General features: G+C 73.0%; 22 protein-coding genes, 1 pseudogene and 1 riboswitch. Of the genes and pseudogenes, 12 read left to right on the top strand and 11 right to left on the bottom strand.

The features are described from left to right. Positions 1-9: 9 nt before the first annotated feature. The gene (gene groL, locus AC5L30_RS12760) at positions 10-1,632 is read left to right on the top strand and encodes a chaperonin GroEL (RefSeq protein WP_030490078.1); all 1,623 of its coding nucleotides are present in this window, start codon (positions 10-12) and stop codon (positions 1,630-1,632) included. A 56-nt stretch (positions 1,633-1,688) separates the two neighbouring features. Here the strand turns inward: groL and AC5L30_RS12755 are convergent, their stop codons facing one another. From AC5L30_RS12755 to AC5L30_RS12745, 3 genes are all read right to left on the bottom strand, one after another. Beyond that, positions 1,689-1,937, bottom strand: coding sequence for a hypothetical protein (locus AC5L30_RS12755; RefSeq protein ID WP_494867339.1), 249 nt, complete (start codon positions 1,935-1,937; stop codon positions 1,689-1,691). A gap of 77 nt (positions 1,938-2,014) precedes the next feature. Further along, a complete protein-coding gene (locus tag AC5L30_RS12750) occupies positions 2,015-2,950 on the bottom strand; it encodes a GNAT family N-acetyltransferase (RefSeq protein WP_494867338.1) in 936 nt (311 codons plus the stop codon). A gap of 69 nt (positions 2,951-3,019) precedes the next feature. After that, positions 3,020-5,563, bottom strand: coding sequence for a S8 family serine peptidase (locus AC5L30_RS12745; RefSeq protein ID WP_494867337.1), 2,544 nt, complete (start codon positions 5,561-5,563; stop codon positions 3,020-3,022). 253 nt (positions 5,564-5,816) lie between these two features. Between AC5L30_RS12745 and AC5L30_RS12740 the strand changes: the two genes are divergently transcribed. Further along, the gene (locus AC5L30_RS12740) at positions 5,817-7,634 is read left to right on the top strand and encodes a glycerol-3-phosphate dehydrogenase/oxidase (RefSeq protein WP_494867668.1); all 1,818 of its coding nucleotides are present in this window, start codon (positions 5,817-5,819) and stop codon (positions 7,632-7,634) included. Between the two features lie 88 nt (positions 7,635-7,722). Next, positions 7,723-8,259: a hypothetical protein gene (locus AC5L30_RS12735; protein WP_494867336.1), complete on the top strand. Its 537-nt coding sequence runs from the start codon at positions 7,723-7,725 to the stop codon at positions 8,257-8,259. 10 nt (positions 8,260-8,269) lie between these two features. Here AC5L30_RS12735 and AC5L30_RS12730 read toward each other — a convergent pair whose 3' ends face one another. Next, positions 8,270-9,670: an FAD-binding oxidoreductase gene (locus AC5L30_RS12730; protein ID WP_494867335.1), complete on the bottom strand. Its 1,401-nt coding sequence runs from the start codon at positions 9,668-9,670 to the stop codon at positions 8,270-8,272. A gap of 68 nt (positions 9,671-9,738) precedes the next feature. On the opposite strand from AC5L30_RS12730, the gene AC5L30_RS12725 reads away from it, so the two are divergent. Then, a complete protein-coding gene (locus AC5L30_RS12725; protein ID WP_366629570.1) occupies positions 9,739-10,023 on the top strand; it encodes a DUF4031 domain-containing protein in 285 nt (94 codons plus the stop codon). Here the strand turns inward: AC5L30_RS12725 and AC5L30_RS12720 are convergent. Continuing rightward, positions 9,995-10,651, bottom strand: a complete 657-nt coding sequence (locus AC5L30_RS12720; RefSeq protein WP_494867333.1) for an HD domain-containing protein — start codon at positions 10,649-10,651, stop codon at positions 9,995-9,997. The genes AC5L30_RS12725 and AC5L30_RS12720 overlap by 29 nt on opposite strands. 139 nt (positions 10,652-10,790) lie before the next feature. Here AC5L30_RS12720 and AC5L30_RS12715 point away from each other — a divergent pair, with 139 nt between their 5' ends. After that, a complete protein-coding gene (locus tag AC5L30_RS12715) occupies positions 10,791-11,993 on the top strand; it encodes an FUSC family protein (RefSeq protein WP_494867666.1) in 1,203 nt (400 codons plus the stop codon). Positions 11,994-12,017: 24 nt separating this feature from the next. Here AC5L30_RS12715 and AC5L30_RS12710 read toward each other — a convergent pair whose 3' ends face one another. Continuing rightward, positions 12,018-13,286 carry an aminotransferase class V-fold PLP-dependent enzyme gene (locus tag AC5L30_RS12710; RefSeq protein ID WP_494867331.1) on the bottom strand — a complete coding sequence of 423 codons (1,269 nt, stop codon included), beginning with the start codon at positions 13,284-13,286 and terminating at the stop codon, positions 12,018-12,020. 46 nt (positions 13,287-13,332) lie between these two features. After that, a riboswitch (SAM riboswitch) is annotated at positions 13,333-13,453 on the bottom strand. 23 nt (positions 13,454-13,476) lie between these two features. Here AC5L30_RS12710 and AC5L30_RS12705 point away from each other — a divergent pair. Beyond that, positions 13,477-14,986, top strand: a pseudogene (locus AC5L30_RS12705) (PrsW family intramembrane metalloprotease); the annotation flags it as partial. 6 nt (positions 14,987-14,992) lie between these two features. Here the strand turns inward: AC5L30_RS12705 and AC5L30_RS12700 are convergent. Further along, positions 14,993-15,160, bottom strand: coding sequence for a hypothetical protein (locus tag AC5L30_RS12700; protein ID WP_494867329.1), 168 nt, complete (start codon positions 15,158-15,160; stop codon positions 14,993-14,995). Positions 15,161-15,253: 93 nt separating this feature from the next. Continuing rightward, positions 15,254-15,592, bottom strand: a complete 339-nt coding sequence (locus AC5L30_RS12695) for a GroES family chaperonin (RefSeq protein WP_030327790.1) — start codon at positions 15,590-15,592, stop codon at positions 15,254-15,256. A gap of 154 nt (positions 15,593-15,746) precedes the next feature. Here AC5L30_RS12695 and AC5L30_RS12690 point away from each other — a divergent pair, with 154 nt between their 5' ends. After that, a complete protein-coding gene (locus AC5L30_RS12690; RefSeq protein WP_494867327.1) occupies positions 15,747-17,063 on the top strand; it encodes an AI-2E family transporter in 1,317 nt (438 codons plus the stop codon). A gap of 31 nt (positions 17,064-17,094) precedes the next feature. Here the strand turns inward: AC5L30_RS12690 and AC5L30_RS12685 are convergent, their stop codons facing one another. Further along, positions 17,095-19,299, bottom strand: coding sequence for an ATP-dependent DNA helicase (locus AC5L30_RS12685; protein ID WP_494867326.1), 2,205 nt, complete (start codon positions 19,297-19,299; stop codon positions 17,095-17,097). A gap of 102 nt (positions 19,300-19,401) precedes the next feature. Between AC5L30_RS12685 and AC5L30_RS12680 the strand changes: the two genes are divergently transcribed. Next, positions 19,402-19,908 carry a DUF402 domain-containing protein gene (locus AC5L30_RS12680; RefSeq protein ID WP_494867325.1) on the top strand — a complete coding sequence of 169 codons (507 nt, stop codon included), beginning with the start codon at positions 19,402-19,404 and terminating at the stop codon, positions 19,906-19,908. 22 nt (positions 19,909-19,930) lie between these two features. Here the strand turns inward: AC5L30_RS12680 and sigJ are convergent, their stop codons facing one another. Beyond that, entirely contained in the window at positions 19,931-20,896 is a 966-nt protein-coding gene (gene sigJ, locus AC5L30_RS12675; RefSeq protein ID WP_494867323.1) for an RNA polymerase sigma factor SigJ, read from the bottom strand. Between the two features lie 190 nt (positions 20,897-21,086). On the opposite strand from sigJ, the gene AC5L30_RS12670 reads away from it, so the two are divergent. The 3 genes from AC5L30_RS12670 (at position 21,087) to AC5L30_RS12660 (ending at position 23,800) form a co-directional block, all read left to right on the top strand. Continuing rightward, positions 21,087-22,028: a PPK2 family polyphosphate kinase gene (locus AC5L30_RS12670; RefSeq protein WP_494867322.1), complete on the top strand. Its 942-nt coding sequence runs from the start codon at positions 21,087-21,089 to the stop codon at positions 22,026-22,028. 127 nt (positions 22,029-22,155) lie between these two features. Next, a complete protein-coding gene (locus AC5L30_RS12665) occupies positions 22,156-22,782 on the top strand; it encodes a DUF47 domain-containing protein (RefSeq protein WP_030327784.1) in 627 nt (208 codons plus the stop codon). A 10-nt stretch (positions 22,783-22,792) separates the two neighbouring features. Further along, positions 22,793-23,800 (top strand): inorganic phosphate transporter, encoded by a 1,008-nt coding sequence (locus AC5L30_RS12660; protein WP_196924668.1) that lies wholly within the window; start codon positions 22,793-22,795, stop codon positions 23,798-23,800. A 56-nt stretch (positions 23,801-23,856) separates the two neighbouring features. Here AC5L30_RS12660 and AC5L30_RS12655 read toward each other — a convergent pair whose 3' ends face one another. Then, positions 23,857-24,825, bottom strand: a complete 969-nt coding sequence (locus tag AC5L30_RS12655) for a Gfo/Idh/MocA family protein (RefSeq protein ID WP_494867321.1) — start codon at positions 24,823-24,825, stop codon at positions 23,857-23,859. A gap of 277 nt (positions 24,826-25,102) precedes the next feature. On the opposite strand from AC5L30_RS12655, the gene AC5L30_RS12650 reads away from it, so the two are divergent. Then, the gene (locus AC5L30_RS12650; protein WP_494867320.1) at positions 25,103-25,936 is read left to right on the top strand and encodes an NUDIX hydrolase; all 834 of its coding nucleotides are present in this window, start codon (positions 25,103-25,105) and stop codon (positions 25,934-25,936) included. Positions 25,937-25,972 lie beyond the last annotated feature (36 nt).

Genomic DNA, 25,972 nt, shown 5'->3' with positions numbered 1-25,972 from the left:
CAACGCCGTATGGCCAAGATGATCGCGTTCGACGAAGAGGCGCGCCGCGGCCTCGAGCGGGGCATGAACCAGCTCGCCGACGCCGTAAAGGTGACCCTCGGCCCCAAGGGCCGCAACGTCGTGCTCGAGAAGAAGTGGGGTGCCCCCACCATCACCAACGATGGTGTGAGCATCGCCAAGGAAATCGAGCTCGAGGACCCGTACGAGAAGATCGGCGCTGAGCTGGTCAAGGAGGTCGCCAAGAAGACCGACGACGTTGCCGGTGACGGCACGACGACGGCGACCGTCCTGGCCCAGGCCCTGGTTCGCGAGGGCCTGCGCAACGTGGCCGCTGGCGCCAACCCGATGGCCCTGAAGCGGGGCATCGAGGCTGCGGTCGCGAGCGTCTCGGAGGAGCTGTCCAAGCTCGCCAAGGACGTCGAGACCAAGGAGCAGATCGCCTCCACCGCCTCCATCTCCGCTGGCGACAGCACCGTCGGCGAGATCATCGCCGAGGCGATGGACAAGGTCGGCAAGGAAGGCGTCATCACCGTCGAGGAGAGCAACACCTTCGGGCTGGAGCTGGAGCTCACCGAGGGTATGCGCTTCGACAAGGGCTACATCTCGGCCTACTTCATGACCGACCCGGAGCGTATGGAGGCCGTCTTCGACGACCCGTACATCCTGATCGCCAACAGCAAGATCTCGTCGGTGAAGGACCTGCTCCCGATCCTGGAGAAGGTCATGCAGTCGGGCAAGCCGCTGCTGATCATCGCCGAGGACCTGGAGGGCGAGGCCCTCGCCACCCTGGTGGTCAACAAGGTCCGTGGCACCTTCAAGTCGGTCGCCGTCAAGGCGCCGGGCTTCGGTGACCGCCGCAAGGCCATGCTGACCGACATCGCCATCCTCGCCGGTGGCCAGGTCATCAGCGAGGAGGTCGGCCTCAAGCTCGACGCCGCCAGCCTCGACATGCTGGGCCGCGCCCGCAAGGTCGTGGTGACCAAGGACGAGACCACCATCGTCGACGGTGCCGGTGACGCCGAGCAGATCCAGGGCCGGGTCAACCAGATCCGGGCCGAGATCGACAAGAGCGACTCCGACTACGACCGGGAGAAGCTGCAGGAGCGGCTGGCCAAGCTGGCCGGCGGCGTTGCGGTGATCAAGGTCGGCGCGGCCACCGAGGTCGAGCTCAAGGAGCGCAAGCACCGCATCGAGGACGCCGTTCGCAACGCGAAGGCCGCCGTCGAGGAGGGCATCGTCCCGGGTGGTGGCGTCGCGCTGGTGCAGGCCGGCAAGACCGCCTTCGACAAGCTCGACCTGGTCGGCGACGAGGCGACCGGTGCGAACATCGTCAAGGTCGCGCTGGACGCCCCGCTGCGGCAGATCGCCGTCAACGCCGGCCTTGAGGGCGGCGTCGTGGTGGAGAAGGTCCGTAACCTCGAAGCGGGTCACGGTCTCAACGCCGCCAATGGCGAGTACGTCGACCTGCTGGCCGCGGGCATCATCGACCCGGCCAAGGTGACGCGCTCGGCGCTGCAGAACGCCGCCTCCATCGCGGCGCTCTTCCTCACCACCGAGGCCGTTGTCGCGGACAAGCCGGAGAAGACCCCGGCTGCCCCGGCTGGCCCGGGTGGCGGGGACATGGACTTCTGAGTCCAGTTCCGACACCGAACGGGGCGGGCCGCTGACGCGGTCCGCCCCGTTCGTCGTCAGGTCGGCAGTGGGCGCTGGTTGCGCCGTTTCTGTGCCCGGTTGTACGGCGGAGGCAGCTGGATCGGCGCGTCCACCATCTCCTGCGGCTCCTCGACCACCGACGACTCACCGTCGGTGGTCATCTCGGCCAGTTGCTCGGCGTCGCCGTAGTCGAGCCGGTCGAACGGCAGTTGGCCGGGGAGTTCATCCACCGGTTTCCAGGTGATCGGCGGGCCGTCCTCGGTCTGGTTGTCATCCGTGGTCATGGCTGCCTCCTCTACCGAAACGGTAGGGGGCGTCGATGGCCGATGCGGGCGAATGGATCTATGTCCCGTTTGCCCGGTTATGCCGTCGGTAGGGTTCGCCGGTACAGGAAGAAGACCCGCTCGATCCGCGCGCCCGCGCTGCCCGAATAGAACGGCACCGGCCCTACCCAGCCAATCTGCGCCCGGTCCAGCCCCGCCGCCCGTTGGTCGCGCAGGCAGCGCCGCAACAGCACCCCACCGATGCCCGACCCCTCTGCGGCCGGGGCGGTGCCCATCGGCCCGAACCAGCTCGGCCGAGACGACCCGTACGCGGCGAAGCCGAGCACCTCGCCGTCCCGCTCCGCCAGGTGACAACCGGCGCCGGCGCGCCCCACCGACCCGGCCAACTCGCCATCCCACGTGCCGCCGAAGGTGGACCGGGCGAACGCCGTCAACGCCGGCAGGTCTGCTGGCTCCGCCCGGCGTACGGTGACGCCCTGCTCGGCCAGCCGCCGCTGGGCCGCCTCCGTGGACCGCAGCGCCGGCGACCCGTCGTACGACAGGTCCGCGGTCATGTTCCAGGCGGTCCGGTCCTGCTGGTAGCCGAGTGCGAGGGCGGCGCAGACCGCCGGCGTGTAGCGGACGTCGATGCCCGGCCACGCGTAGTACGGCGGGTTTCCGGCCAGCAGCACCTCGGTCGCCCCGCGCTCGGCGAGCACCCGCTCGGCCCGCTGGAGCAGCGCCCGGCCGACGCCCCGACGCCGCTGGTCCGGGAGGACCGCGACCAGGTCCACGTGCCCGATCCCCGGCTCGGCCGATGCCACCGAGCAGATCAGCACCCCGACCAGCTCCGCGCCCCGGTACGCGCCCAGCCCGACCACCGGCCGGTCGGCGGCGGCCCGGGGCCAGAGCACGTCCACGATCGAAGCCGCCTCGGCGGCGTCCTCGGGCAGGTCGAGGGCCTGCTGGCAGAGCTGTACGGCGCTGGGGACCAGGTCGGCGGTCAGCTCGGTGACGGTGATCTCGGCGTCCATGGTCGCCGACCCTAGATCACCGGATGGAGAGCCGCACCCCCGGCTCAGCGCCTCAGGAAGGAAACCTTCCTACTGCTGGGCGGCGCGAACGGCGGCGTAGGCGTCGACCTGGCCGGCACCGGTGACGTTCGAGGGAGCACCGCAGGCGTCGGAGGGGCTGTCGGAGCGATAGGTGGGCGTCGCCGCCGTGGCGGTGTCCCGGAGAATCTGCCGGGTCCGGCTCACGTCGCCGACCAGCGCCGGGTTCGCCGACCACATCAGCGCGACCACCCCGGCCACCTGCGGGGTCGCCATCGACGTGCCGTCCAGCGCGGCGTACGTGCCGCCCGGCATGGCCGACACCACGCCCACCCCCGGTGCCAGCACGTCCGGCTTACCCGGGCCGCCCGGCACCGGCCCACGCGAGGAGAACTCGGCGACCCGCCGCTGGGCGTCCACCGCGCCCACGGTCAGCACGTCCGCGTACGGGGCCGGCGGGTCGTCGATCGACGCGCACCACGGGCCGGTGTTGCCGGCCGCGGCGACCACGAAGATCCCGGCGGCGTCCAGGGCGGCGGTGGCCGGCCGCAGTACCCGCTGGTCGCAACCCTCGATCGACGGGCAGCCCCACGAGTTGGTCAACACCTGCGGGGCGCGCTCCGGCCGGCCATCGGTGAACGGGTCGCCGCCGGCCGGAAAGGGCGCCAGCATGAACTGGAGACAGTCCAGGTAGTGCCCGGGGCTGCCGAGGTTGCGGTCCAGGTTGACGCAGCCCACCCACTGCGCGTCCGGCGCCACCCCGATGCCGTCGCGCCCGACCGCGCTGCCCACCGTGTGGGTGCCGTGCCCGCCCTGGTCGGTGGGGTTCCGGGTGTCGTCCCACGGGTCGTACCAGGAGTCGTCGCCGCCCCGGAACCCGGCTCGTAGCGCCGGATGGGTGCCGTCCACCCCCGAGTCGGAGCTGCCGACCACGATGCCCGTGCCGGTGACCCGGAGTTGGGACCACACCCGGTCGGCGCCGATCTGGCGGATGTTCCACTCCGGGCCGGTGGGCTTGGGCGCGCTGCCCCGGTTCTGCCCGGCCGGAGCCGGCAGCGGGCGCAGGCGCTGGCTGACCAGCACGCGGGCCACCTCCGGTCGGCGGGCGAGCCAGGCCCGCACCGCCGGGCCGCCGTCCACCTCGACCGCGTTGACCAGGTAGTACGACACCGGGTCGAGTCCCAGCCGGTTCACCCCCCGGAGCAGGTCGCGCTGGCTCTGCTCGGCGGTCGTCACCAGCCGCCGGTAGACCTCCGCCGCGCGGGCGTCCCGGCCGGCCCGACCCGGCGCGCCGGCCGGAAGATTGCGCAGGTCGGCCTGGGCGCGCAGCACCACGAACAGCCGCTCGCCGTACAGCCCCGGCTGGCCGGGGCCGAGGTCGACCACGCCGAACGCCACCAGCAGCACCACGGCCGCCACCGCGGCGACCCGCCTGCTCGGGGTGCGTGCCGTCGGCCGGGCGAGCAGCACCGCGTACCCGATGGCCACCAGGACCGCGACGGCGAGGCCGACGCCGGCGGCGGCCGCCACCCAGAACGGGACGTCCCGGGTGCCGACCAGCAGCAGGGTGATCTCCTCCGGGTCGGTGAAGGCCAGTGGGCCGAGCGCGGCCAGGCCCACGAGCCAGCCGGTCGCGGTCCGGCCGGCACGGGTGGCCTCGGCCGGGTCGGCGCTGGCCCGCCAGGTCGCGGCCCAGAGCGCGGCCAGCCCGAAACCCACCGGTGGCAGGGTCAGCAGCGCGGGCAACTGGGCGCCGGACTGGCCGGCCCCGGCCGCGAGCAGCAGCAGCGCCACCCCGGCGACCAGGCCGCCGAGCAGCACCAGCCGAGCTGGCCGGGGCGGTCGCCCCACCGCGAACGGGGACCAGAAGGGGACGTCCAGCAGAGTCGCGGCCAGCACCCCGAGCGCGGCGGCCGCCAGCAGCGCGAGTGCGGTCTCCAGGAGGCCGCCGAGCGCGCCCAACCAGGCCCACGGCAGCAACAGCGCCAACCCGGCGGCGACCGCGAGCAGCGGCACCGGGCCCGGCCGGTGCGGGCGTCGCTGGGGTTCGACAGCCTTCGGGCTCCCGGTGGCCTCGGGCCGTGTGGCGTCGCCGTCGGCGGTGGCCTCGGGCCGTGTGGCGTCGCCGTCTCTGGCGGGTGCCGGGCCGCCGACCGAGCCAACCAGCCCGGGGTACGCCCACCGGCGCGCCGACCAGCGCACGGCGAGTGCGCTGAGCAACGCGGCACCGGTCAGCGCGGCGAGGTACGCCTCATGGTGCACCGGCGGCACGACCCGCAGCAGTGTGAGCACGCCGAGAGCGAGTGCCCCGATCAGCCAGGCCCGCCCGGTGACCCGGACCGCGGCCGACCGGGGCAGCACGGCCAGCAGCAGGGCGGGCGTGCCGAGCACCACGACGGTCGCCAGGCCGAGCACCGGCCAGAGCCAGCCGATCCGGTCCCGCCCGAAGCCCAACAGCACCTGATCGGTGAGCCAACCACCGGTCTGGGTGCCCACGGTGACCGCAACCGTCCAGCAGCCGACCAGCACGGCCGCGACCACCGGCCACGGGGAGTTGCGGTCGCCGGGTCCGGGTTGCGCGGGTTGACCTTGCATCCGAGAACCTTACGACTACGACGAAGGGTTTCGACCCGACCGTCGCGTCCCGGGGTTTCGACGAACCGTGCAGATCTTGGACAGTTTCCGTCAGCGGCTAACGGAAACTGTCCAAGATCTCTGATTGTCGGTCCGAAGCGGGTGGCGAGACGTGTCGTGAGCGCTCCCGTAGCAGGTAGGTGCAGTACGGGGCAGGCGGCGAATGTCGACACGGTGGCACGGCGGTTACGGTGGACGGGTGCGCGACCCCAATATCTCCCGATCCGTCGCCGGTCAGCTCTCACCGGTCCGCCGTGCGTCCGACCTGCGTCGACTGCGTGCCGAGCGCTTCGACGTGCTGGTCATCGGTGGTGGGGTGACCGGAGCCGGTGCCGCCCTGGACGCTGCTTCCCGGGGCCTGAAGGTGGCGCTGGTCGAGGCGCGTGACCTCGCGGCCGGCACCTCCAGCCGGTCCAGCAAACTCATCCACGGCGGCCTGCGCTACCTGGAGCAGTTGGAGTTCCACCTGGTCCACGAGGCGCTCACCGAGCGCGGCCTGCTGGCCACCCGGCTCGCGCCGCACCTGGTACGCCCGGTGCCGATCATGGTGCCGCTGCCGGCTGGCCGGGGTCTGCGGGACCTGCCGGCCCGGATCTTCCGCCGCTCGTACTACGGCGCCGGGGTGGCCGCGTACGACGCCTTCGCCGGGGTCTTCGGCGGTGGCCGGGGTATGCCCCTACACCGTCATCTGACCCGGGAGGGTGCCCGGCGGATCTTCCCGAGTTTGCGGGCCGACGCGCTGGCCGGGGCGATCCGCTACTACGACGGGCAGGTCGACGACGCCCGGCTGGTGGTCACCCTGGCCCGCACCGCGGCCAGCCTCGGCGCCACGGTGGTGAGCAGTGCCCGCGCCGTCGGGTTGATCCGGCAGGCGCGCGAGGTGACCGGCGTCCGGGTCCGGGACCTGGAGGCGGCGCCGGGCTCGCCGGACGCGGAGTTCGAGGTGCACGCCCGCACCGTCATCGCCGCCACCGGCGTGTGGAGCGACGACATGTCCCGGATGCTCAACGACGTGGGGCTGCGGCCCGGCGTCCGGGTGCGCGCCTCCAAGGGGGTGCACCTGGTGGTGCCTCGCTCGGCGATCACCGGCGAGACGGGGCTCATCCTGCGTACGGCGAGTTCGGTGCTCTTCGTCATCCCGTGGGGCGGGCACTGGATCATCGGCACCACGGACACCGACTGGCGGCTGGACCGCTCCCACCCGGCCGCCTCGGCCCGCGACATCGACTACCTCCTCCAGCAGGTCAACACCGTGCTGGACCGGCCGCTGACCACCGCCGACATCGAGGGGGTGTACGCCGGGTTGCGGCCGCTGCTGGCCGGCGAGGCGGACTCGACCTCGAAGCTCTCCCGTGAACACGCGGTCTTCGAGCCGATGCTCGGGCTGCTGCTGGTCGCCGGCGGCAAGTACACGACGTACCGGGTGATGGCGTCCGACGTGGTCGACCGGGCCGCTCGCCGGCTCGGTGGCGCCCGCTCGTCGCGCACCGCCGATCTGCCGCTGCTCGGCGCGGACGGGTACCCGGCGATGTGGCGGGACCGGGCCGACCTGGCTCGCCGGCACGGTGTGCCGGTGGGCGTGGTGGAGCACCTGCTGGAGCGGTACGGCACGCTCACCCTGGACCTGCTGGCGCTGGTCGACGCCGATCCACTGCTGGCGTCCCCGCTGGCCGGTGCTCCGGAGTATCTGGCGGCGGAGGTCGCCTACGCGGCGCGGGCCGAGGGCGCGCTGCACCTGGAGGACGTGCTGACCCGGCGGACCCGGATCTCGTTCGAGACCAGCCACCGCGGGCTGGAGTCAGCGGAGCACACCGCCGAGCTGATGGGCGCGGTGCTCGGTTGGGACGCGGCCACCCGGGCTCGCGAGGTCGAGCACTACCGCGCCCGGGTGGAGGCGGAGCGGCAGTCCCAGTTGATGCCGGACGACGCGGCGGCGGACGCGGCCCGGCTCGGCGCTCCGGACGTGCGGGGTTACGCGGCCGACCGGGGCGGCGACGACGATCAGGCGGAGCTGCGCCCGTCCGCTCGATGACGAATTGCGACGTTACCGATGGGTAACCATCGATACCGGCCCGGATGGTGGTTTCGGACGCTACCTACGGTGGGGTAGGTTTCCGCGCGTGCTACCCCGCGCGCGCCCTCGTCTGCTCGTACCCCTGCTCGCCGTCGCGCTCGTCGGCGCCCTGACCGGGTGCTCCCTCTTCGACGGAGACAAGCCGAGCACCCCGGTGGCGCAACCGACCGCCGGCACGGCGGGTGGCGGATCGCAGCTGGAAATCCCCACCACGGTCGCCGCCGGTCAGGTCAGCCTGCTCCAGCGGCTCGGCGAAGACGGGCCGATGCGCACCCTGAGCGTCGAGCGGAACGGCGCGTGGCAGTGCATCGACTGCGCCGGCGACGGCGTGACCTCCCGGGGCACCCTCGCACCGGAGCTGACCGATCGGCTTCAGGTGCTGCTCGCCAACCCGGCGCTGGCCGACGAGACCGATCAGGCCCGGCGGTACCGGACCACCTGCATCGACGCCTTGACGTCCAGCCTCATCACCTCGGCCGGGCTGATCACCTCACAGGACTGCCCGGGCGAGGAGCTCACCCCGGTCGCCGGGGAGATCCTGCTGCTGCTCACCCAGGCGACCCCGGCCGAGGTCAAGGGCTGACCACAGCCGGTCAGAGCACCTTGCCCGGGTTGAGCAGGCCGGCCGGGTCGAGCGCCGACTTGATCGCCTGATGGACCCGGACGCCGACCGGCCCGATCTCCCGGGCCAGCCAGTCCCGCTTGAGCAGCCCCACCCCGTGCTCGCCGGTGCACGTGCCGCCCAGGCCCAGGCCGAGCCGCATGATTTCGTCGAACGCCCGCCGGCCCCGCTCCACGCTCGCCGGGTCGGCCCGGTCGACCACGATGTTCGGGTGCATGTTGCCGTCCCCGGCGTGCCCCACCACGCCGATCGGCACCTCGCACTCGGCGGCGATCCGGGCGACCCCGTCCAGGAGCGCGGCGAGAGCGCCGCGTGGCACCGCCACATCGTCGATCACCAGACCGCCGTTGCCGCCCGGGTAGGCGTCCGCCGCGAACTTCTCCATGGCCGGGTGGGCCAGCCGGCGGGCCTGGAGCAGCGCCGCCGCCTCCACCGCGTCGGTGGCCGCGTAGACCTCGTCGGCGCCGACGGCCTCGCACACCTCGGCCAGCACGGCCAGGTCGTCCGCCGCCCGGGAGCCGGTGTCGGCGGCGGCCAGCAACAGGGCCTGCGCGTCGGTCCGCAACCCCATCGGCTGGTACGCCTCGATCGCCCGCAGGTGGGTCTGGTCCAGCAACTCCAGCAGGCTGGGAGTGAGCCCGCGAGCCGCGATCTCGGCCACCGCCGCGCCGGCCGTGGCGGTGGATCCAAAGACCGCCACCAGGGTCAGCGAGTCGGCCGGGGCGGGCCGCAACGCCACGGTCACCTCGGTGATCACGCCGAGGGTGCCCTCCGAACCGACGAACAGCCGGGTCAGGTCGTAGCCGGCCACCCCCTTGGCCGTACGCCGGCCGGTGCGCAGCACCTCGCCGGAGGCGAGCACCACCTCCAGGCCGAGCACGTACTCGGTGGTCACGCCGTACTTCACGCAGCACATGCCGCCGGCGTTGGTGGCCACGTTGCCGCCGATCGTGGACGACTCCCAGGAGCCGGGGTCCGGCGGGTACCAGAGGCCCTGCTTGGCCACCGCCCCGGCCAGCGCCGCGTTGACCACCCCCGGTTGGACCACCGCGATCCGGCTCACCGGGTCGATCTCCCGGATCTCGTTCATCGCGACGGTGCTGAGCACCACGGCACCGTCCACCGCGTTCGCCGCGCCGGCCAACCCGGTCCGCGCGCCCTGCGGCACCACCGGTACGCCGTGCCGCGCCGCGGCCTGGACCACGGCGACCACCTGCTCGGTGTTGCGCGGGCGGGTCACCACCAGCGGGATGCCGGCGGCGCACAGGTCGGCCTCGTCCCGCTGGTGGATGCGCAGCAGGTCCGGGTCGGTGAGCACGGCGTCGTCACCGAGCGCGGCGCGCAGGTCGTCGAGGAGCGCGGTGGGGGCCATGCAGCCGAGGCTAGGTCGCCGACCGGCGATCATCAACATGATCGACTGGGCGGGATAACTTGGGCACCATGCTCTACCTGGACCGGCCGGCCTGGCCGTGGCGCGGTCGGCTCTGGTCGCACCTGATCAGTGACGTCTCGTACGCCGAGCTGCACGCCTTCGCCGAGGCGCTCGGCGCGCCCCGGCGCGGCTTCGACCGGGACCACTACGACATTCCGGCCGACCGGTTCGCGGCGGCGGTGTGGCTCGGCGCCCAGGTGGTGCCGAGCCGGGAGCTGGTCCGGTTGCTCCGCGCCGCCGGCCTGCGGCGCCCGAAGCACCTGGTCAGCCCGCGTTCTCCGGCTCCCCGGTGAGCGCGGCCAGCTCGCGGCGCACATTGTCCCGGGCGGGCTCTTCCCACCGGCTCGCCAGCGGTGGCAGCCGGAACAGCGCGGGCAGCGCCAGCAGGCCGGTCAGCACGGCGGCCCGCCCAGCCCGGAAGGCCGGCTCCGGCACGTGGGCGTACTCCCGACGGATCGCCGCCGCGTAACGCTCGTAGCGGGCCGGCGGCGCGGCCAGCACGGACAGGTCCGCGTCGCAGAGCAGCGCGCCGTCCCGGTCGTCGGACGCAACCGTGTGCCCGGCGGTGAGCAGCACCAGCCGGCGCACCTCGGCCACCGCGGGCGCCGGCACCCCGAGCCCGGCGAGCACCCTCTCGGCCAGCGCGGCGCTGTCCCGTTCGTTGGCGTCGCCAGCGGCCCGGGGGTCGTAGACCGCGTCGTGGAACCAGGCCGCCAACCGGACCAGGTCGGCCCGACCGGCCAGGTCGGCGTGCTGGTCCACCACATCGAGCACCGCCGTCAGATGGGCCAGCGTGTGATAGTGCCGGTGCGGTTCTCGCCACCGGTCGATCACCTTCTCCCCGGCCCGGGTCGTATTCGGATCGGACCTCGCGCCGGCATCCCGGGCCGCCGCCCGCCACCGGTCCAGCAGATCAACCACCGCCCGAGTCTGCCGCATCCGCCCGCGACGCGCGGAACGGGAGGATTCAGCGAGCCCACCACGGGTAGTCGCGCCCATGGCCGTGGCCCGGGACAAACGACCTCGAGTGGTGCGACGTACCGCGCTGCGCGAGGGATTGGTGGACATCGACGGCGCGCGGATCGCCGAAGCCACCGAACAGCTGCGCCACCGCGGTCGAGCCACCCTGCACGACCGGCTGCACCGGGTACGGATGGCCGGCGGACTCGCCGTGCAGGCCGGGCTGGCTGCCGGGCTCGCGTACCTGATCTCGCACACGGTGCTCGGCAACCCACAACCGGTCTTCGCGCCGATCTCCGCGGTCGGCACCCTGGCCGCGTCGGTCGGCCAGCGGTTCCGTCGGACCGTGGAGTTGATCGTCGGGGTGGGCATCGGGGTGGCGATCGGCGACCTCCTGATCTACCTGCTCGGCACCGGGGCGTGGCAGCTCGGCCTGGTGGTCACGGTGGCGATCCTGCTCACCATCTTCGCCGGGGCGAGCGTGGCGATCGTCATCCAGGCGGCGGCCACGGCGGTCCTGATCGTGACGCTGAGCCCGTCGACCCAGAACCTGGAGATCCCCCGCTTCGTCGACGCGTTCCTCGGCGGTGGGATCGCGCTGCTGGTCACGGCGGTGTTGCTGCCACTGAACCCACTCCGAGTGATCAACCGTGCCGCCCGACCCGCGCTGGACCTGCTCGCCGCCCAGCTCGACGCCACCGCCGACGGGCTGCGCGACCGGGACCGCGCCACCATCCAGAGCGCACTGGAGAGGCTGCGCAACAACAAGGAGGAACTGGCCACGTTGGGCGAGGCGATCGAGGGGGCGAAGGAGACCGCCACCCTCTCCCCGGCCCGCTGGCACCGCCGCGACGAGCTGACCCACTACGCGGAGGCGGCCGACCCGATCGACCGGGCGATGCGCAACAGCGGCACGCTGATCCGCCGGTCCGTCACGCTGGTCGAGGACGAGGAACCGGTGCCCGATCCGATGCCGGACGCGATCGGCCACCTCGCCGAGTCGGTCCGGCTGCTCAAGCACGAGTTCGCCGCCGGCGAGGAGCCGGAGAAGGCCCGGGAACGGTCGCTGCGGGCGGTCAGCGAGGCCGGCCGGGCATACGGCGCCGGGGTCGGCTTCTCCGGCAGCGTGGTGATCGCCCAGATCCGCACCACCGCGAGCGACCTGCTGGTCGCCTCCGGGATCGAGCAGGAGGAGGCGAACCGGTGGATCCGCACCGCCTTCGGGGAGCAGGAGCGCCCGGTCGGTGAGCCCGCCGAGCCCGGCGAGACCCCGAAGCCACCTACCGCCCCGCCGGTCGGCTGAGCGCGGGTCACCGCCGGGCGGGCCTCAGCCCAGCTCGGCCAGCGCCGCGAGCAGCCGGTCCACCTGGGCGGCGGTGCTGCCCAGCCCGATGCTGGCGCGGAGCGCGGTGGGCGGCAGGTCCCGCCGGCCGGTACGCCCGGCCGCCTCGGTGAGCAGGCGCCGGGCCAGCGGGTGGGCACAGAACAACCCATCCCGTACGCCGATGTGGTGCTCGCCGGCCAGCCGCGCGGCCACCTCGGCGGAGTCCCGTCCGGCGACCACGAACGAGACGATGCCGACCCGGGGCGCGTCCGGGCCGAAGGTGCGCAGCTCGACGACGTGCGGCAGGGCGGCGAGGCCGGTCCGCAACCGGGCCAGCAGGTCCTGCTCGTGGGCAGCCACGGCAGTTTGGTCCGCCTCGTCGAGCGCCGCGCACACCGCCGCCAGCGCGACCGCGCCGAGCAGGTTCGGGGTGCCACCCTCGTGTCGGGCCGGGCCGGTCGCCCAGGTCACGTCGTGGGTGGCCGGCCCGACGTGGCTGGTGGCCCCACCACCGGCCAGGTACGGCGGGGCGGTGTCCAGCCAGTCCGCCCGGCCGATCAGCACGCCCGCGCCGAACGGCGCGTACAGCTTGTGGCCGGACACGGCCAGGTAGTCGACGTCGAGCGTGGGCAGGTCGACCGGGGCGTGCGGGGCCAGTTGCGCGGCGTCGAGCACGATCCGGGCACCGTGCCGGTGGGCCACCCGCGCCAGTTCGGCGACCGGCCACCGCTCGCCGGTCACATTGCTCGCACCGGTGACCGCGACCAGCACCGGCAGCGCCGGACTGCTGCCCCGGCGCAGCTCGGTGAGGGCGGCGGCGAGGTCGCGTACCGCCCCGTCGGGGTCGGTGGGCACCGGCAGCCGCACCGACCCGCGCGGCCAGGGCAGCAGGTTGGCATGGTGCTCGCCGGCGAACGTGACCACCGTGGTCCCGGCCGGCACGGCCCGCGCCAACAGGTTGAGCGCGTCCGTCGTGTTACGGGTGAAGATCACGTGATCGTCGGCGCGAGCGCCGAAGAAGTCGCCGATCGTCTGCCGGGCCTGCTCGTACGCCAGGGTGCAGCGTCGCGACAGCGCCCCCGCTCCGCGATGCACGCTGGCGTACCAGGGCAGCAGCTCAGCCACGGCGTCGGCGGCGGCCCGCGCGCACGGCGCAGTGGCCGCGTAGTCCAGGTTGATCTCGCCGGGCACGCCGAGGACGTCGAGCGGCGCGGACGGCGCCGACGGCACGGTGGGCAGGCTGGGCAGCGAGGGGACGAGAGTGACGGACACGCCGGAACCTCCCGGGTCAGGGACCCCGGGTGCGACATCGGGACGGGGTCCGCGCTTGCCCAGCACACCGATCGGGCTGGGCCCGGTCATCACCCGGGGCACCCCACCGCGAACTCGACGAGGGTTGCCGGCCAGCAAGCCGGGGCTTGACGCTGGCGCTCGTGACCTGCCGGCAGCATAGCGGCTACCGATGCGACCGAACCAGCCGGCGGCGGATGGCTACGCTGACCGCATGGCCGACACCCCGCCCGGTTCACCGCTGCCGTCGTCGCCCGCCGCCCCGCCTGTGCCCGCCGCCCCGCCCGTGGCCGAGACGCCCCGGATGCCGCTGCGGCGACTGGGCTGGCGGCGGTTCCTGGTACTGGCCGGGGTGGTGCTGTTCATCGCGGCGTGCGCGGTGTTCATGGTCTTCACGCTCGGCCAGTCGCTCGGTGTGCAGGCCCTGCTGATCGGGGTGGTCGCCGCCATCCTGCCGGTGCCGGTGCTGGTCGCCTGCTTCCTCTGGTTGGACCGGTACGAACCCGAGCCGCTGAAGTATCTGATCTTCTGCTTCGCCTGGGGGGCGTTCGTCTCCACCGCCGCCTCGCTCACGGTGAACGACTTCGCGGCCAACCGTTTCGCCGACTGGGGCCTGCCGTCGGCGCTCACCGGGGTGCTGGTGGCGCCGTTCATCGAAGAACTGACCAAGGCGCTGGGCCCGATCCTGCTGCTGGTGTTCCGCCGCCGCGAGTGGTCGGGGATCACCGACGGCCTGGTCTACTGCGGGCTCGCCGCGGTCGGCTTCGCGATGGTGGAGAACATCCTCTACCTGGGCGGGTTGGGGTACGCGTCCGGTGCCGACCGCTACGGCCCGGCGACCGGCATCCAGCAGGTCATCGCGATCTTCATCCTGCGGATCCTGCTGTTCGGGTTCGCCCATCCCCTTTTCACCGCGATGACCGGTGTGGGGCTGGGTATCGCCTCCCGGACGGCCGACCGGCGCATCCGGGTGCTCGCCCCGATCGCCGGCCTGCTGCTGGCGATGATGCTGCACGGCACGTGGAACCTGCTGCCCACGCTGACCCAGGCCACCGGCGAAGCCATGATCATGTTGTACGGCTTCCTGGGCCTCATGGTGCCGGTCTTCTTCGGCACGGTGGGGCTGGCGCTGTGGCTGCGTGCCTGGGAGGGCCGGCTCACCGAGCGGGCCCTGCCCGACTACGTACGCGCCGGCTGGCTCAGCCCGCCCGAGGTGGCCGCCCTGAGCAGTCTCGGCAGGCGGCACGCCGCCCGCAGTTGGGCGCGGCGAGTGGCTGGCGACGCCGGGGTGCGGGCGATGCGGGGATACCAGTCAGCCGCCACCCGGCTGGCCCTGCTGCGCGACGGGACGCTGCGCGGCCTGGACCGCAAGCCCGCCGACCAGGAGCGGACCGCCCGTGAGGAGCGGGAGTTGCTGGACGCGATCAGCTCGTACCGGTCGTTCTTCGTCGGTCGGGACCCGCAGGCCCCGGCGGGGGTCTGGGACGGCAGCCGCTACCACCTGCGCTTCCCGGACGGCACGGAGCGCCCGGTGGACGCGCCGGACGAGCCGGTGGTGCCGATCCCGGTGGTGCTGGCCCCCGCCCCGGCGGCGGTGGGGTACCCCCCACCCGGCTGGCCCGGCCCGCGACCGGCGCCGCCCTGGCCGCCGACCCACCCCTGACGGCTGGCGGTCGCCGCCTGGCGGTTCAGGTCATCAGCGAGGTGAGAAAGTCACCGAGGCCCTGGAACATCGCGACCAGCGCGGCCCCGATCGCCCGGAACATCTGCGCGGCGCCGTCCGGCCGAAAGGCCATGAAGTAGATCAGGAACGCGACACTGCCCCAGGTCAACAGCTTCTTCACGAATACCGGCATCGTCCCTCCCCAGGGCCACGGTCGCCGGATGGCTTCCCGTCGTGCGGCCGGGCAAACGGTGCGCGACGGGGCCTGGTGGCCGGGGGAGGTGCGTCAGAGGTAGAGGCCGGTCGAGTCGTTCTCGATCCGCTCGGCGGCCACGGCGTGCACGTCCCGCTCCCGCAGCAGCACGTAACCGCGGCCGTGCAGCTCGACCTCGGAGCGGTCGTCCGGGTCGAAGAGCACCCGGTCGCCGGAGACGATGGCGCGGACGTTCGGCCCCACCCCGACCGCGGTGGCCCAGGCGAGGCGCTTGCCGACCGCGGCGGTCGCCGGAATGACGATGCCAGCGGTGGAGCGGCGTTCGCCTTCGCTGCCCTCCATCCGCACCAGCACACGGTCGTGCAGCAGGCGGATCGGCAGGCCGGCGTCGAGATCGTTGTCGGCGGTCACGCCGCAGACGCTACCGTGTGGCCGACCGCGGCCGGCCGGTGGTTACGCCGGAGACGGTCGGGGCATTGTGTGGCGGAACTGCCCTACGGTGTCGAGAACGGACGTATGCTGTCCGACCTGTCGCCGTGGGCGGGCCGGGTTCTTCTGCCAGGAGGTGCGCTTGAGCCGCTTCGAGCGGGTACGCGGGCGGCTTCGCCGCGCCTACCAGTCACGACAGGAGTCGGCGCGTGCCGACGAGGGCACGTCGGGTGAGGCGCTGAACGACGCGTCGGAGGCGGCCCGGGTGGCGTCGCCGGCCGTACCGGGGCCGACCGCGCCGCCGAGCGCCACGGTCTACGGCGCGGAACCTCCGGTGGACCTGCACAGCTCCACCGCCAGTCGGGACGACGCCGACGTTCCGCACGGCCTGCGGATCGCCGCCGCGTGGTGCTGGCGACTGATCGTGATCGGCGTGGTGGCCTGGGCCCTGCTAATGATCGTCAGCAGGATCAAGATCGTGATCATTCCGCTGGCCATCGCGCTGCTGCTCTCCGCGCTGCTCGCCCCGGCGGTGGGCTGGCTGCTGCGGGCCCGGTTCCCCCGGTCGTTGGCGACGGCGGTGGTGTTGGTCGGCGGCCTGGCCGCGGTGATCGGCACGCTGACGCTGGTGGTCAACGAGTTCATTCGCGGCGTACCGGAGCTGAGCGAGAAGTCGTCGGAAGGTGTCCGGCAGATCCAGAACTGGCTGAAGACCGGCCCACTGCACCTCTCCGACACCCAGCTCGACCGCTACATCGACGAGGCGCAGGCCTGGATCAACTCGAACACCTCCAATCTCACCAGTGGCGCACTGAGCACCGCCGCGACGCTGGCCGAGGTGCTGACCGGCACGCTGCTGGTGCTCTTCGCGACGTTCTTCTTCCTGCGCGACGGCAATCGGATCTGGCGCTTCCTGGTCCGGCTGCTGCCGGTGGCCGCCCGGTGGAAGGTCGACGACGCCGGCCGTGCCTCCTGGCACACGCTCGGCGCCTACGTCCGGGCGACCGTGCTGGTCGCCTTCATCGACGCGGTCGGCATCGGCATCTTCCTGGTCATCTTCGACATCCCGTTCGCCTTCCCGCTGGCCGCGCTGGTCTTCCTCGGCGCGTTCATCCCGATCGTCGGTGCGGCGCTCTCCGGCGGCGTGGCGGTGCTGGTGGCCCTCGTCGACAGCGGCCCGGTGACCGCGTTGATCATCCTTGGTGCGGTGATCGGCGTACAGCAGATCGAGGGGCACGTGCTGCAACCGCTGATCATGGGACGGGCGGTCGCTCTGCACCCGCTCGCGGTGATCATCGGCATCGCCGCCGGTGTGGTACTCGCCGGCATCACCGGCGCGCTGGTCTCCGTGCCGCTCATCGCGGTGCTGAACACCGCGGTCCGCCGGCTTGCCGCCCGAAGGGTCCCGGACACCCCGCCCGACGCCGTGGTCGTCGCCTCCCAGGCCCCCTAGACCCGCGCGTCCGGGGCGCCTGGGCCGAAGGTCAGGACTTGGCCAGGCGTTCCAGGGCGCCCCGGGCCACCTCGGGACGAGTCGTGTACCAGAACGGGGGCAGCGAGCGGCGCAGGAACGGCCCGTAGCCTCGGGCCGTCTCCAGCCGCGAGTCGAGCACCGCGACCACGCCCCGGTCGCCGGTCGCCCGGATCAGCCGGCCCACCCCCTGAGCCAGCCGGACCGCCGCGATCGGCACGCTGACCGCCGCGAAACCGGAGCCGCCACCCGCGTCCACGGCCGCCGCGCGGGCAGCCGCCAGCGGTTCGTCCGGGCGGGGGAAGGGCAGCCGGTCGATGACGACGAGCTGACAGGCGTCACCCGGCACATCCACCCCCTGCCAGAGCGACATCACCCCGAACAGGCAGCTGGCGCGCTCCTCGCGGAAGCGACGCACCAGCAGCGGCAGCGCCTCCTCACCCTGGAGCAACACCGGCAGGTCGGTCCGCGCGCGCAACAGCTCCGCCGCCTGCTGCGCGGCCCGCCGGGAGGAGAAGAGCCCGAGAGTACGACCACCGAGCGCCTCGACCAGCCCGAGCAGCTCCTCTCCGGCCGCCTCGGGCAGCCCGGAGACGCTGGGGCGGGGGAGGTGCGCGGCGACGTACAGGATGCCCTGCCGGGCATAGTCGAACGGCGAACCGACGTCGAGTGACCGCCATCCGGGGCCCTCGGTGGCCGGTACGACGGCGTTCGGGGTGACATCGCCGGCGAGGCGACGGCCCGGCGTCTCGGCGGCCGGGCGGCCCGGCCCGGTGCGGGCGGCCAGCGCGGCCGCGGCGGGGGTCGGCGGGGCGGGCGGTGGAGCGTCCAGCCCGAGGGCGCGGGCGACCGTGTCGAACCGGCCGCCCAACGCCAGGGTCGCCGAGGTGGCCACGACGGTGCGCTCGTCGTACAGATGGGTGGCGAGGGTGCCGGCCACCGACAGCGGCGCGACCACCAGCGCCCGGCGGCTGCCGCTGTCGTTCTTCTCCACCCAGGCCACGTCGTGGTCGCCCTCCTCCAGCAGCCGCTGCGCGGTGGTGGAGAGCTCGTCCAGGGCGGCCTTGGCCTGCTGCTTGCGGACCGGGTCGGGGTCGTCGGACTTGACGTCGCCGATCGCGTCCAGGGCGGCGCGGGTCGCCGCGTCGAGCAGCGTGCACGCCTCCCGCAGTGGCGTCGGCAACCCCGCGGTTATCCGCCCGGCGGGCGCCTCGGCCAGCCCGACCGCGAGGGCGTCACCGGCGGCGGTGAGCGCCTCGGCGGTCTCCGGGCGCAGCAGCGTACGCGCCCGCCGGGTGGTCCGGTCGATCAGCTCCGGCACCAACTCCGCCTGGGCCGCGGAGGAGACCCGGTCGGCCAGCTCGTGCGCCTCGTCGACGATGAGCAGCTTGTGCGGCGGCACGATGTGCCGGTCGGCCAGCATGTCGACCGCGAGCAGGCTGTGGTTGGTCACCACGATGTCGGCCTCGCGGGCGCGGGCCCGGGACGCCTCGGCGAAGCACTCCTGCCCGAACGGGCAACGGGTCGCGCCGACGCACTCGCGGGCCGGCATCGACACCAGCCGCCAGGCCTGGTCATCGACGCCTGGGTCCAACTCGTCCCGGTCGCCGGTGGCGGTCTTCTCGGCCCAGTCCCGCAGCCGCTCGACCTGCTTGCCCAACCGGCCCGCCTCACCGAGCCACTTCGTCCCGCCGCCGGGCCGCGCCGCGGGGGCGTCGAAGAGGGTGTCCTCCGGCTCCTCCTCGGTGGAGTTGTCCAGTCGGGCCAGGCAGAGGTAGTGGTGGCGGCCCTTGAGCACGGCGAAGGTGGGCCGCCGGCCGAGCACCGGCTCGACCGCGTCGGCGAGCCGGGGCAGGTCGTGGTCGACCAGCTGGGACTGCAACGCCAGGGTGGCGGTGGAGACCACCACCGGGCCGTCCACAGTGAGCGCCGGCGCGAGGTATGCCAGCGACTTGCCGGTGCCGGTGCCCGCCTGCACGAGCAGATGCTCGCCGCCGGCCACGCACTCCTCGATCGCCGTGGTCATCTGCAACTGGCCGGGGCGTTCCGCGCCGCCGGGCACCGCGCCGACCGCCGCCGCCAACAGCTCCGTGCCACTGGGCCGGGCACCCCGCCGCCGGCCCTTGGCACGGGCCGACGGGGTGGTGGAACCGGTGGCGGTGCGGGGCGGAGTCACCGTGCGACGGTACCCGGCGCCGCCGACACCGGCCGCGCCCATCCGCCGCGTGGCGCGCTGCCGACCCGGCCGGGCGTTGCGGGCGATGCCGTCCGGTTACGGCCGCGCTACGAGGCGTGGGCAGTATCGGTTAGGGTGCGAATCATGCCGAGCGACATGGTCCGCGTGATCTACCGCAAGTACGACGGCAGCGCCCACCGCGACTACCCGGCCCGCCGGCTCACCGAGGACGATCTCGGCATCTGGCTCGGCGTGCCCGAGGGCACCGAGTCCGTCTACCACGGCCGGCCCTCGGTGGAGAAGATCCCGTTCGTGCTGCTGGTGCCACATCGCGCCTGGTGGACGGCCATGTTCAACCCCCCGCCCCGCACCAGCGAGGTCTACTGCGACATCACGACCCCGGCCCGTTGGGAGTCCGACGACCTCGTCCACCTGATCGACCTAGATCTGGACGTCGTCCGGCGTCGGGCCACCGGCCTGGTGGAGCTGCTCGACGAGGACGAGTTCGCCGAGCACCGCGCCCGGTTCGGCTACCCGGACGACGTGGTGGCCGAGGCCGAGGCCGCGGCCCAACGGCTGTTCGGGGCCCTGGGCGACGGCACCGAGCCGTTCGCCACCGCGTACCGCAAGTGGTTGGCCCTGGTGGTCTGACGCCGCGCGCCCGGTCGGGGGCTCACCAGCGTGGTGGCCAGCCGTCGTCGGCGTCCAGGGGCGGCAGGTCGGTCAACTTCTCCGGGTTGAGCTGGTTGTAGATGGCGGTGATCCGGCCCTGGTCCACTGCGAACGCGGTGACCAGGCGGATCGTTCGCCCGTCGCTGTGCGTCGTCTCCAGTTGTAGACCGAGGGCGCCGTCGACGAGCACGGGCCGAGCCAGCACCCGGTCGGCGTACCGGCCGGTCCGGCCGAACAGGCCGAGCGTGAGGCGACCCACGGCCTCCGCGCCGAGCACCGGGCGACGGGCTGCGGGGAAGTGCCCACCCGAGTCGCCGACGAAGACCACGTCCGGCGCGAGCACCTGGAGGAGTTGGTCCAGCTCGCCGGACTCGGTGGCGGCGACGAACGCCTTGAGCACCCGGCGTTGCTCGGCCGGGTCGGCGGTGTGCCGGGGTACGTCCGGCGCGGTGACCGCCCGACGGGCCCGGGAGGCGAGCTGCCGGGCGGCCACCTCGGTGGTGCCGAGCACCCGCGCGACCCGGGCGAACGGCAGCGCGAACACGTCGTGCAGCACGAGGGCGACCCGTTGCTCCGGCGCGAGCCGCTCCAGCACCACCAGCAGCGCCGTGCCGACCTGGTCGGTGCGGACCGCCCGCTCCGCCGGGTCGGGCGCGTAGCCGTCGGCCGGCGGCCGGCCGTCCAACGGGCTCACCACCGGCTCCGGCAGCCACTGCCCGGGGTACGCCTCCCGGCGGACCCGGGCCGAGCGGAGCACGTCCAGGCAGATCCGGGCGCAGGTCGTGGTCAGCCACGCGGACAGGTCCCGGATCTCGGCGCGGACCGCCGGGTCGGCCAGCGCCCCGGCGTAGCGCAGCCAGGTCTCCTGCACCGCGTCCTCGGCCTCACTGCGGCTGCCCAGCATCCGGTGGGCCACCGCGAGCAGCCGGCTCCGTTCGGCCTCGAACTCCGTCGCCAGCTCCCGCACGACAGACCACCCCTTCCGGTCGGCGTCCCGCCCTACATCCTCCCGCCGAGCGGGCGCGCCGGCAGCCCCGGAACGGCCTGGCGATGCTGTCGGCGGGCGGGGCGCCGGTCAGCGGGCCGAGGTCCGGAGGCGGAGGTCCGGAGGCGGCGCTCGGCGGGCGGAAAGCCGGTGGGTGGGTGATGATCCGTGCATGAGCGCACCCCAGCAAGGGCAGATAGTGGCACCGGACGGCGGCTCCGTGCGGGAGCTGCTCCGGGTCACCGCGCCGGTGGATCTCAGCGCGATCGACCCGCGATCCATGCCCGGCCTGCCAGAGCCGGCGGGCCGCGGCGAGCACCGCAAGACCTGGGCGCGGGAACAGGTCGAGTTGGTCGGCGAGGAGCTGGGCAGGCAGCAGGAAATGCTCTTCGCGATGGCCAAGACCGGGTCGGAGCGGCCGGCGCACCGGGTGCTGCTGGTGCTCCAGGCCATGGACTGCGGCGGCAAGGACGGCACGATCAAGCGGGTGGCCGGCGCGATGAACCCGCTGGGCCTGCACATCCGCTCGTTCGGGCCGCCGACCCGCCAGGAGCTGCGGCACGACTTCCTCTGGCGGATTCGCCGGGAGCTGCCACCGCCGGGGTACGTGGGGATGTTCAACCGTTCGCACTACGAGGACGTGTTGATCGCCCGGGTCGGCTCGCTGGTGCCGGAGACGACCTGGCGAGCCCGCTATGACGAGATCAACTCGTTCGAGCGGGAGTTGACCGAGGGCGGCATCACCCTGATCAAGGTGATGCTGCACATCTCGTACGCCGAGCAGGGCGAGCGCCTGCTGGATCGGCTCACCGACCCGCGCAAGCACTGGAAGTACAACCCCTCCGACATCGACTCGCGGGGGCACTGGGACGACTACCAGGCCGCCTACGCCGAGGCCCTGAGCCGGTGTGGCACGGACGCCGCGCCCTGGTTCGTGGTGCCGGCGGACCGCAAGTGGTACCGCGACTGGGCGGTTGCCCACCTGCTGCGTGAGACGTTCGACACGCTCGAACTGGGGTATCCGGCTGCCGATTTCGACGTGGCGCGGGAGCGAAAGCGCCTGTTGGCTGGGGGAGCGGGTGCGGGTGGGGCGGCCGAGATGAACGGCAGGTGAACGAGCGGTGAATGGTGCCTGGCCAGGGGTGGGCCGGCGAATTCCCGGTTCTGCCGTTTCCTAGCATTCACCGAGCGGGCGCTCTCGGGCGCCGCCACCCTTCCACCGACGCGACGAGGTCTGTGCTGTGAAGTTTTCCTTCCGCCCCACCGAGGGCGCCTTCTACGAGCTCTTCACCAGGGCCGCGCAGAACCTGGTCCGGGGCACCGCGCTGCTCAACGAGCTGGCCCTGCCCGGCGTGGATGTGCAGTCCGTCAGCGAGCGGCTGACCGAGGTCGAGCACGACAGCGACCAGATCACCCACGAGCTGTACAAGAAGATCAACTCGACCTTCATCACCCCGTTCGACCGGGAGGACATCTACCGGCTCGGCTCTCTGCTGGACGACGTGATGGACCACCTGGAAGCGGTCGGCGACCTGCTCTACCTCTACGGGCTGACCGAGCTTCCGGCGCTGCCCCGCGAGCTGCACGAGATGGTCAACGTGCTCGACCAGCAGGCCAAGCTGACCGCCGACGCGATGCCCCGGCTGAAGTCGATGAAGGATCTCGAGGACTACTGGATCGAGTGCAACCGGCTGGAGAACGAGGGCGACCGGATCAACCGGCAGCTGCTCGTCCGGCTCTTCTCCGGTGAGTACGACGCGTTGACGGTGCTGAAGATGAAGGAGGTCGCCGACGAGCTGGAGGCTGCCTGCGACGCCTTCGAGCACGTGGCCAACACCGTCGAGACCATCGCGGTCAAGGAGTCCTGATCCTGTGACCGTGACACCCGAACTCATCGCCGTGCTGGCGGTGATCGGGGTAGCCCTGGCGTTCGACTACACCAACGGCTTCCACGACGCCGCCAACGCGATCGCGACAAGCGTCTCCACCCGGGCGCTGACCCCCCGGATCGCCCTCGGCCTCGCCGCGGTCGGCAACTTCATCGGCGCCCACTTCGGCGCCGGGGTGGCCAAGACCGTCGGCGACGGCCTGGTCACGCTCCCCACCGGGGTGAGCAGCCTCGGGGTGGTCTTCGCCGGTGTGCTCGGCGCGATCGCCTGGAACCTCATCACCTGGTACTTCGGGCTGCCCTCGTCGTCCTCGCACGCGCTCTTCGGTGGCCTGGTCGGCGCGACCCTGCTCTCCACCGGCGGCATCGTGCAGTGGGTCAACATCGGCGAGAAGGTGCTGCTGCCGATGGTGCTGTCGCCGATCGTCGGCCTCACCCTCGGTTACCTGCTGATGCTGGCGATCCTCTGGCTGTTCCGGAAGGGACAGCCGGGCAAGCTCAACCGGGGCTTCCGCTGGGCACAGACCGCCTCGGCCGCCGCCATGTCGGTCGGCCACGGCATGCAGGACGCCGCCAAGACCATGGGCATCGTGGTGCTGGCGCTCTACACCGGTGGTTTCCAGGAGAGCAAGACGCACATCCCGGGGTGGGTGTTCTGGACCTCGGCGACGATGCTGGCCCTCGGCACGTACGCCGGCGGGTGGCGGATCATCCGTACCCTCGGTCGCAAGATCATCGACCTGGGGCCGCCGGAGGGCTTCGCCGCAGAGACCGTCGCCAGCGCGGTGCTCTACTTCAACGCCCTGGTGCTGAAGGCGCCGATCTCCACCACCCACACGATCACCTCGGCGATCATGGGTGTGGGCGCGACCAAGCGACTCTCCGCGGTTCGCTGGAACGTGGCCGGCAACATCGTGCTCGCCTGGATCATCACGTTCCCGGCCGCCGCGCTGATCGCGTGCGTCACGTACCTGCTGGTCCGGCCGCTCTTCGGCTGAGTTTCCGAAAGGGCCCCCGGTCACGGTCTCGCCGCGACCGGGGGCCCTTTGTCTGTTCAGACGTAGCGCACGCCGATCTGCTCGCGGACCGTGTCCAGCAGGGCCATCACCTCAAGGGTCGTGGCATGCGGCACCACCGGGCTCTCGGTCAGGCCGGCGGCCAGGCAGCGCTGCACCTCGATCGCCTCGTACTGGTAGCCGTTGCCGGCCCCGTCGGCGACGATCGTCTCCGGCTCCGCGCCGGCCCGGTGCAGAGTCACCGAACCCGGCCGGAAGAACGGCTCCGGCAGGTCGATCCGCCCGGTGGTGCCGGTGACCGAGGCGGTCTGCCCGCTCAACCCGACCATGCCGCAGCTCAGGGTTGCCAGCGCTCCGGTGTCGTAACCGAACAGCATGCCGGTGTTCTCGTCCGTACCCTCCGGGCCGAGCTGCGCCCAGGACCGGACGTGCTGCGGCACACCCAGCAGCAGGTGGGCCAGGCTGATCGGGTAGATCCCCAGGTCGAGCAGGGCGCCCCCGCCCAGCGCCGCGTTGCGCATCCGATGCTCCGGGCCGAACGGCCCGGCCACCCCGAAGTCGGCCCGGACGCCGGTCACCGTGCCGATCGCCCCCTCCGAGATCAGCTCGACCACCCGCAGGATCATCGGATTCAGCCGCATCCACATGGCTTCCATCAGGAAGACCCCGGCGGCGCGGGCGGTCTCCACCAACTCGGTGCTGGTGGCCAGGTCGAGGGTGAACGGCTTCTCCAACAGCACCGCCCGCCCGGCGGTGAGGCAGGTCATCGCCGCCTCGTAGTGCGCGGAATGCGGGGTCGCCACGTAGATCGCGTCCACCTCCGGGTCGGCGGCCAACTCCACCCAGGAGCCGTAGGCGCGCTTCGCGCCGTACGTGTCGGCGAAGCGCCGCGCGCTCTCCGCGGCGCGGGAACCGACCGCGACCAACTCGGCGTCCGGCACCAACCGGAGGTCTTCGGCGAAACGGCTGGCGATGTGGCCGGTGGCCAGGATGCCCCAACGAGTCATGCCGGAACGCTAGCCGAGCCAGGTGAACCGCCCGCCGCCCGGCCTGCTGCTACCCGGCCCGTTGTCTGTTGCGCGGCTCGCGTTGCGCGGCTCGCGTTGCGCGGCTCGCGTTGCGCGGCTCGCGTTGCGCGGCTCGCGTTGCGCGGCTCGCGTTGCGCGGCTCGCGTTGCGCGGCTCGCGTTGCGCGGCTCGCGTTGCGCGGCCGTGTGCCCTGCCCCGCGTCCGCCGCGATCGGCGGCGACCGCGACCCCGCGTGGCCGGGAACTAGGCTCGCGGCATGACGACCGACAGTGACGGCTTCGCCGCCCCGGCCGCCCTGGTCGAGCACGCCCGCCGGTTCCAGGCCGAGGGTGGCACCCCGACAACGCCGCGGGTCGCGTCCACCGTGTTGCTGCTGCGTCCGACCGGCACCGACTTCGAGGTGTACCTCATCCGCCGGGTCGCCGCGATGACCTTCGGCGGGATGTACGCCTTCCCCGGGGGCGGGGTGGACCGCTCCGACTCGGAGGCGCACCTGGGCTGGGCCGGCCCGACACCCGGCGAGTGGGCGGACCGGCTCGGTGTGGCCCCGCAGGCCGCGCAAGCGGTGGTCTGCGCCGCCGCGCGGGAGGTCTTCGAGGAGGCCGGCGTACTGCTCGCCGGCCCGAACCGGAAGACCGTGGTGGGCGACGTCAGTGGCGACGACTGGGAGGCCGCCCGGCAGGACCTGGAGGGGCGCCGGCTGGGCTTCGCGGCGCTGCTCGCCGACCGGCAGCTCACCCTTCGGTCGGACCTGCTGCTGCCCTGGAGCCGGTGGATCACTCCCGAGTTCGAGCCGCGCCGCTTCGACACGTACTTCTTCATCGCTCTGTTGCCGGCGGGGCAGCGGACCCGCGACGTCTCCGGCGAGGCCGACCACACGCTGTGGATCCGGCCGGCGGACGCGCTGGCCCGCGCGCAGGCCGGCGAGCTGACCATGTTGCCACCGACCCTGGTCACGCTGGCCCAGGTGGCGGCGGCCGGCGACCTGGCCGGGGTGGCGCGGGCCGCGGCCGACCGGGACGCCGCCACTCCGGTCACCCCGCGCCTGGACCTTCCCCCGAACGGCGAACCCCGTTTCGTCCTGGGCTGACCGCTGCCCCCGCGCCGCCCCGCGCTGGGCCGGGTC

It is taken from the genome of Micromonospora sp. BQ32 (assembly GCF_059358895.1).
Note: the sequence above shows the minus strand (reverse complement) of the source record. Positions and strands in the feature narration are given on the sequence as shown.

Bases quoted from the DNA above. Each gene is read 5' to 3' on its own strand.
- groL (WP_030490078.1), top strand. From the start codon at position 10: ATGGCCAAGATGATCGCGTTCGACGAAGAGGCGCGCCGCGGCCTCGAG.
- AC5L30_RS12755 (WP_494867339.1), bottom strand. From the start codon at position 1,937: ATGACCACGGATGACAACCAGACCGAGGACGGCCCGCCGATCACCTGG.
- AC5L30_RS12750 (WP_494867338.1), bottom strand. From the start codon at position 2,950: ATGGACGCCGAGATCACCGTCACCGAGCTGACCGCCGACCTGGTCCCC.
- AC5L30_RS12745 (WP_494867337.1), bottom strand. From the start codon at position 5,563: ATGCAAGGTCAACCCGCGCAACCCGGACCCGGCGACCGCAACTCCCCG.
- AC5L30_RS12730 (WP_494867335.1), bottom strand. From the start codon at position 9,670: ATGGCCCCCACCGCGCTCCTCGACGACCTGCGCGCCGCGCTCGGTGAC.
- AC5L30_RS12725 (WP_366629570.1), top strand. From the start codon at position 9,739: ATGCTCTACCTGGACCGGCCGGCCTGGCCGTGGCGCGGTCGGCTCTGG.
- AC5L30_RS12700 (WP_494867329.1), bottom strand. From the start codon at position 15,160: ATGCCGGTATTCGTGAAGAAGCTGTTGACCTGGGGCAGTGTCGCGTTC.
- AC5L30_RS12685 (WP_494867326.1), bottom strand. From the start codon at position 19,299: ATGGGCGCGGCCGGTGTCGGCGGCGCCGGGTACCGTCGCACGGTGACT.
- AC5L30_RS12680 (WP_494867325.1), top strand. From the start codon at position 19,402: ATGCCGAGCGACATGGTCCGCGTGATCTACCGCAAGTACGACGGCAGC.
- AC5L30_RS12670 (WP_494867322.1), top strand. From the start codon at position 21,087: ATGAGCGCACCCCAGCAAGGGCAGATAGTGGCACCGGACGGCGGCTCC.
- AC5L30_RS12655 (WP_494867321.1), bottom strand. From the start codon at position 24,825: ATGACTCGTTGGGGCATCCTGGCCACCGGCCACATCGCCAGCCGTTTC.
- AC5L30_RS12650 (WP_494867320.1), top strand. From the start codon at position 25,103: ATGACGACCGACAGTGACGGCTTCGCCGCCCCGGCCGCCCTGGTCGAG.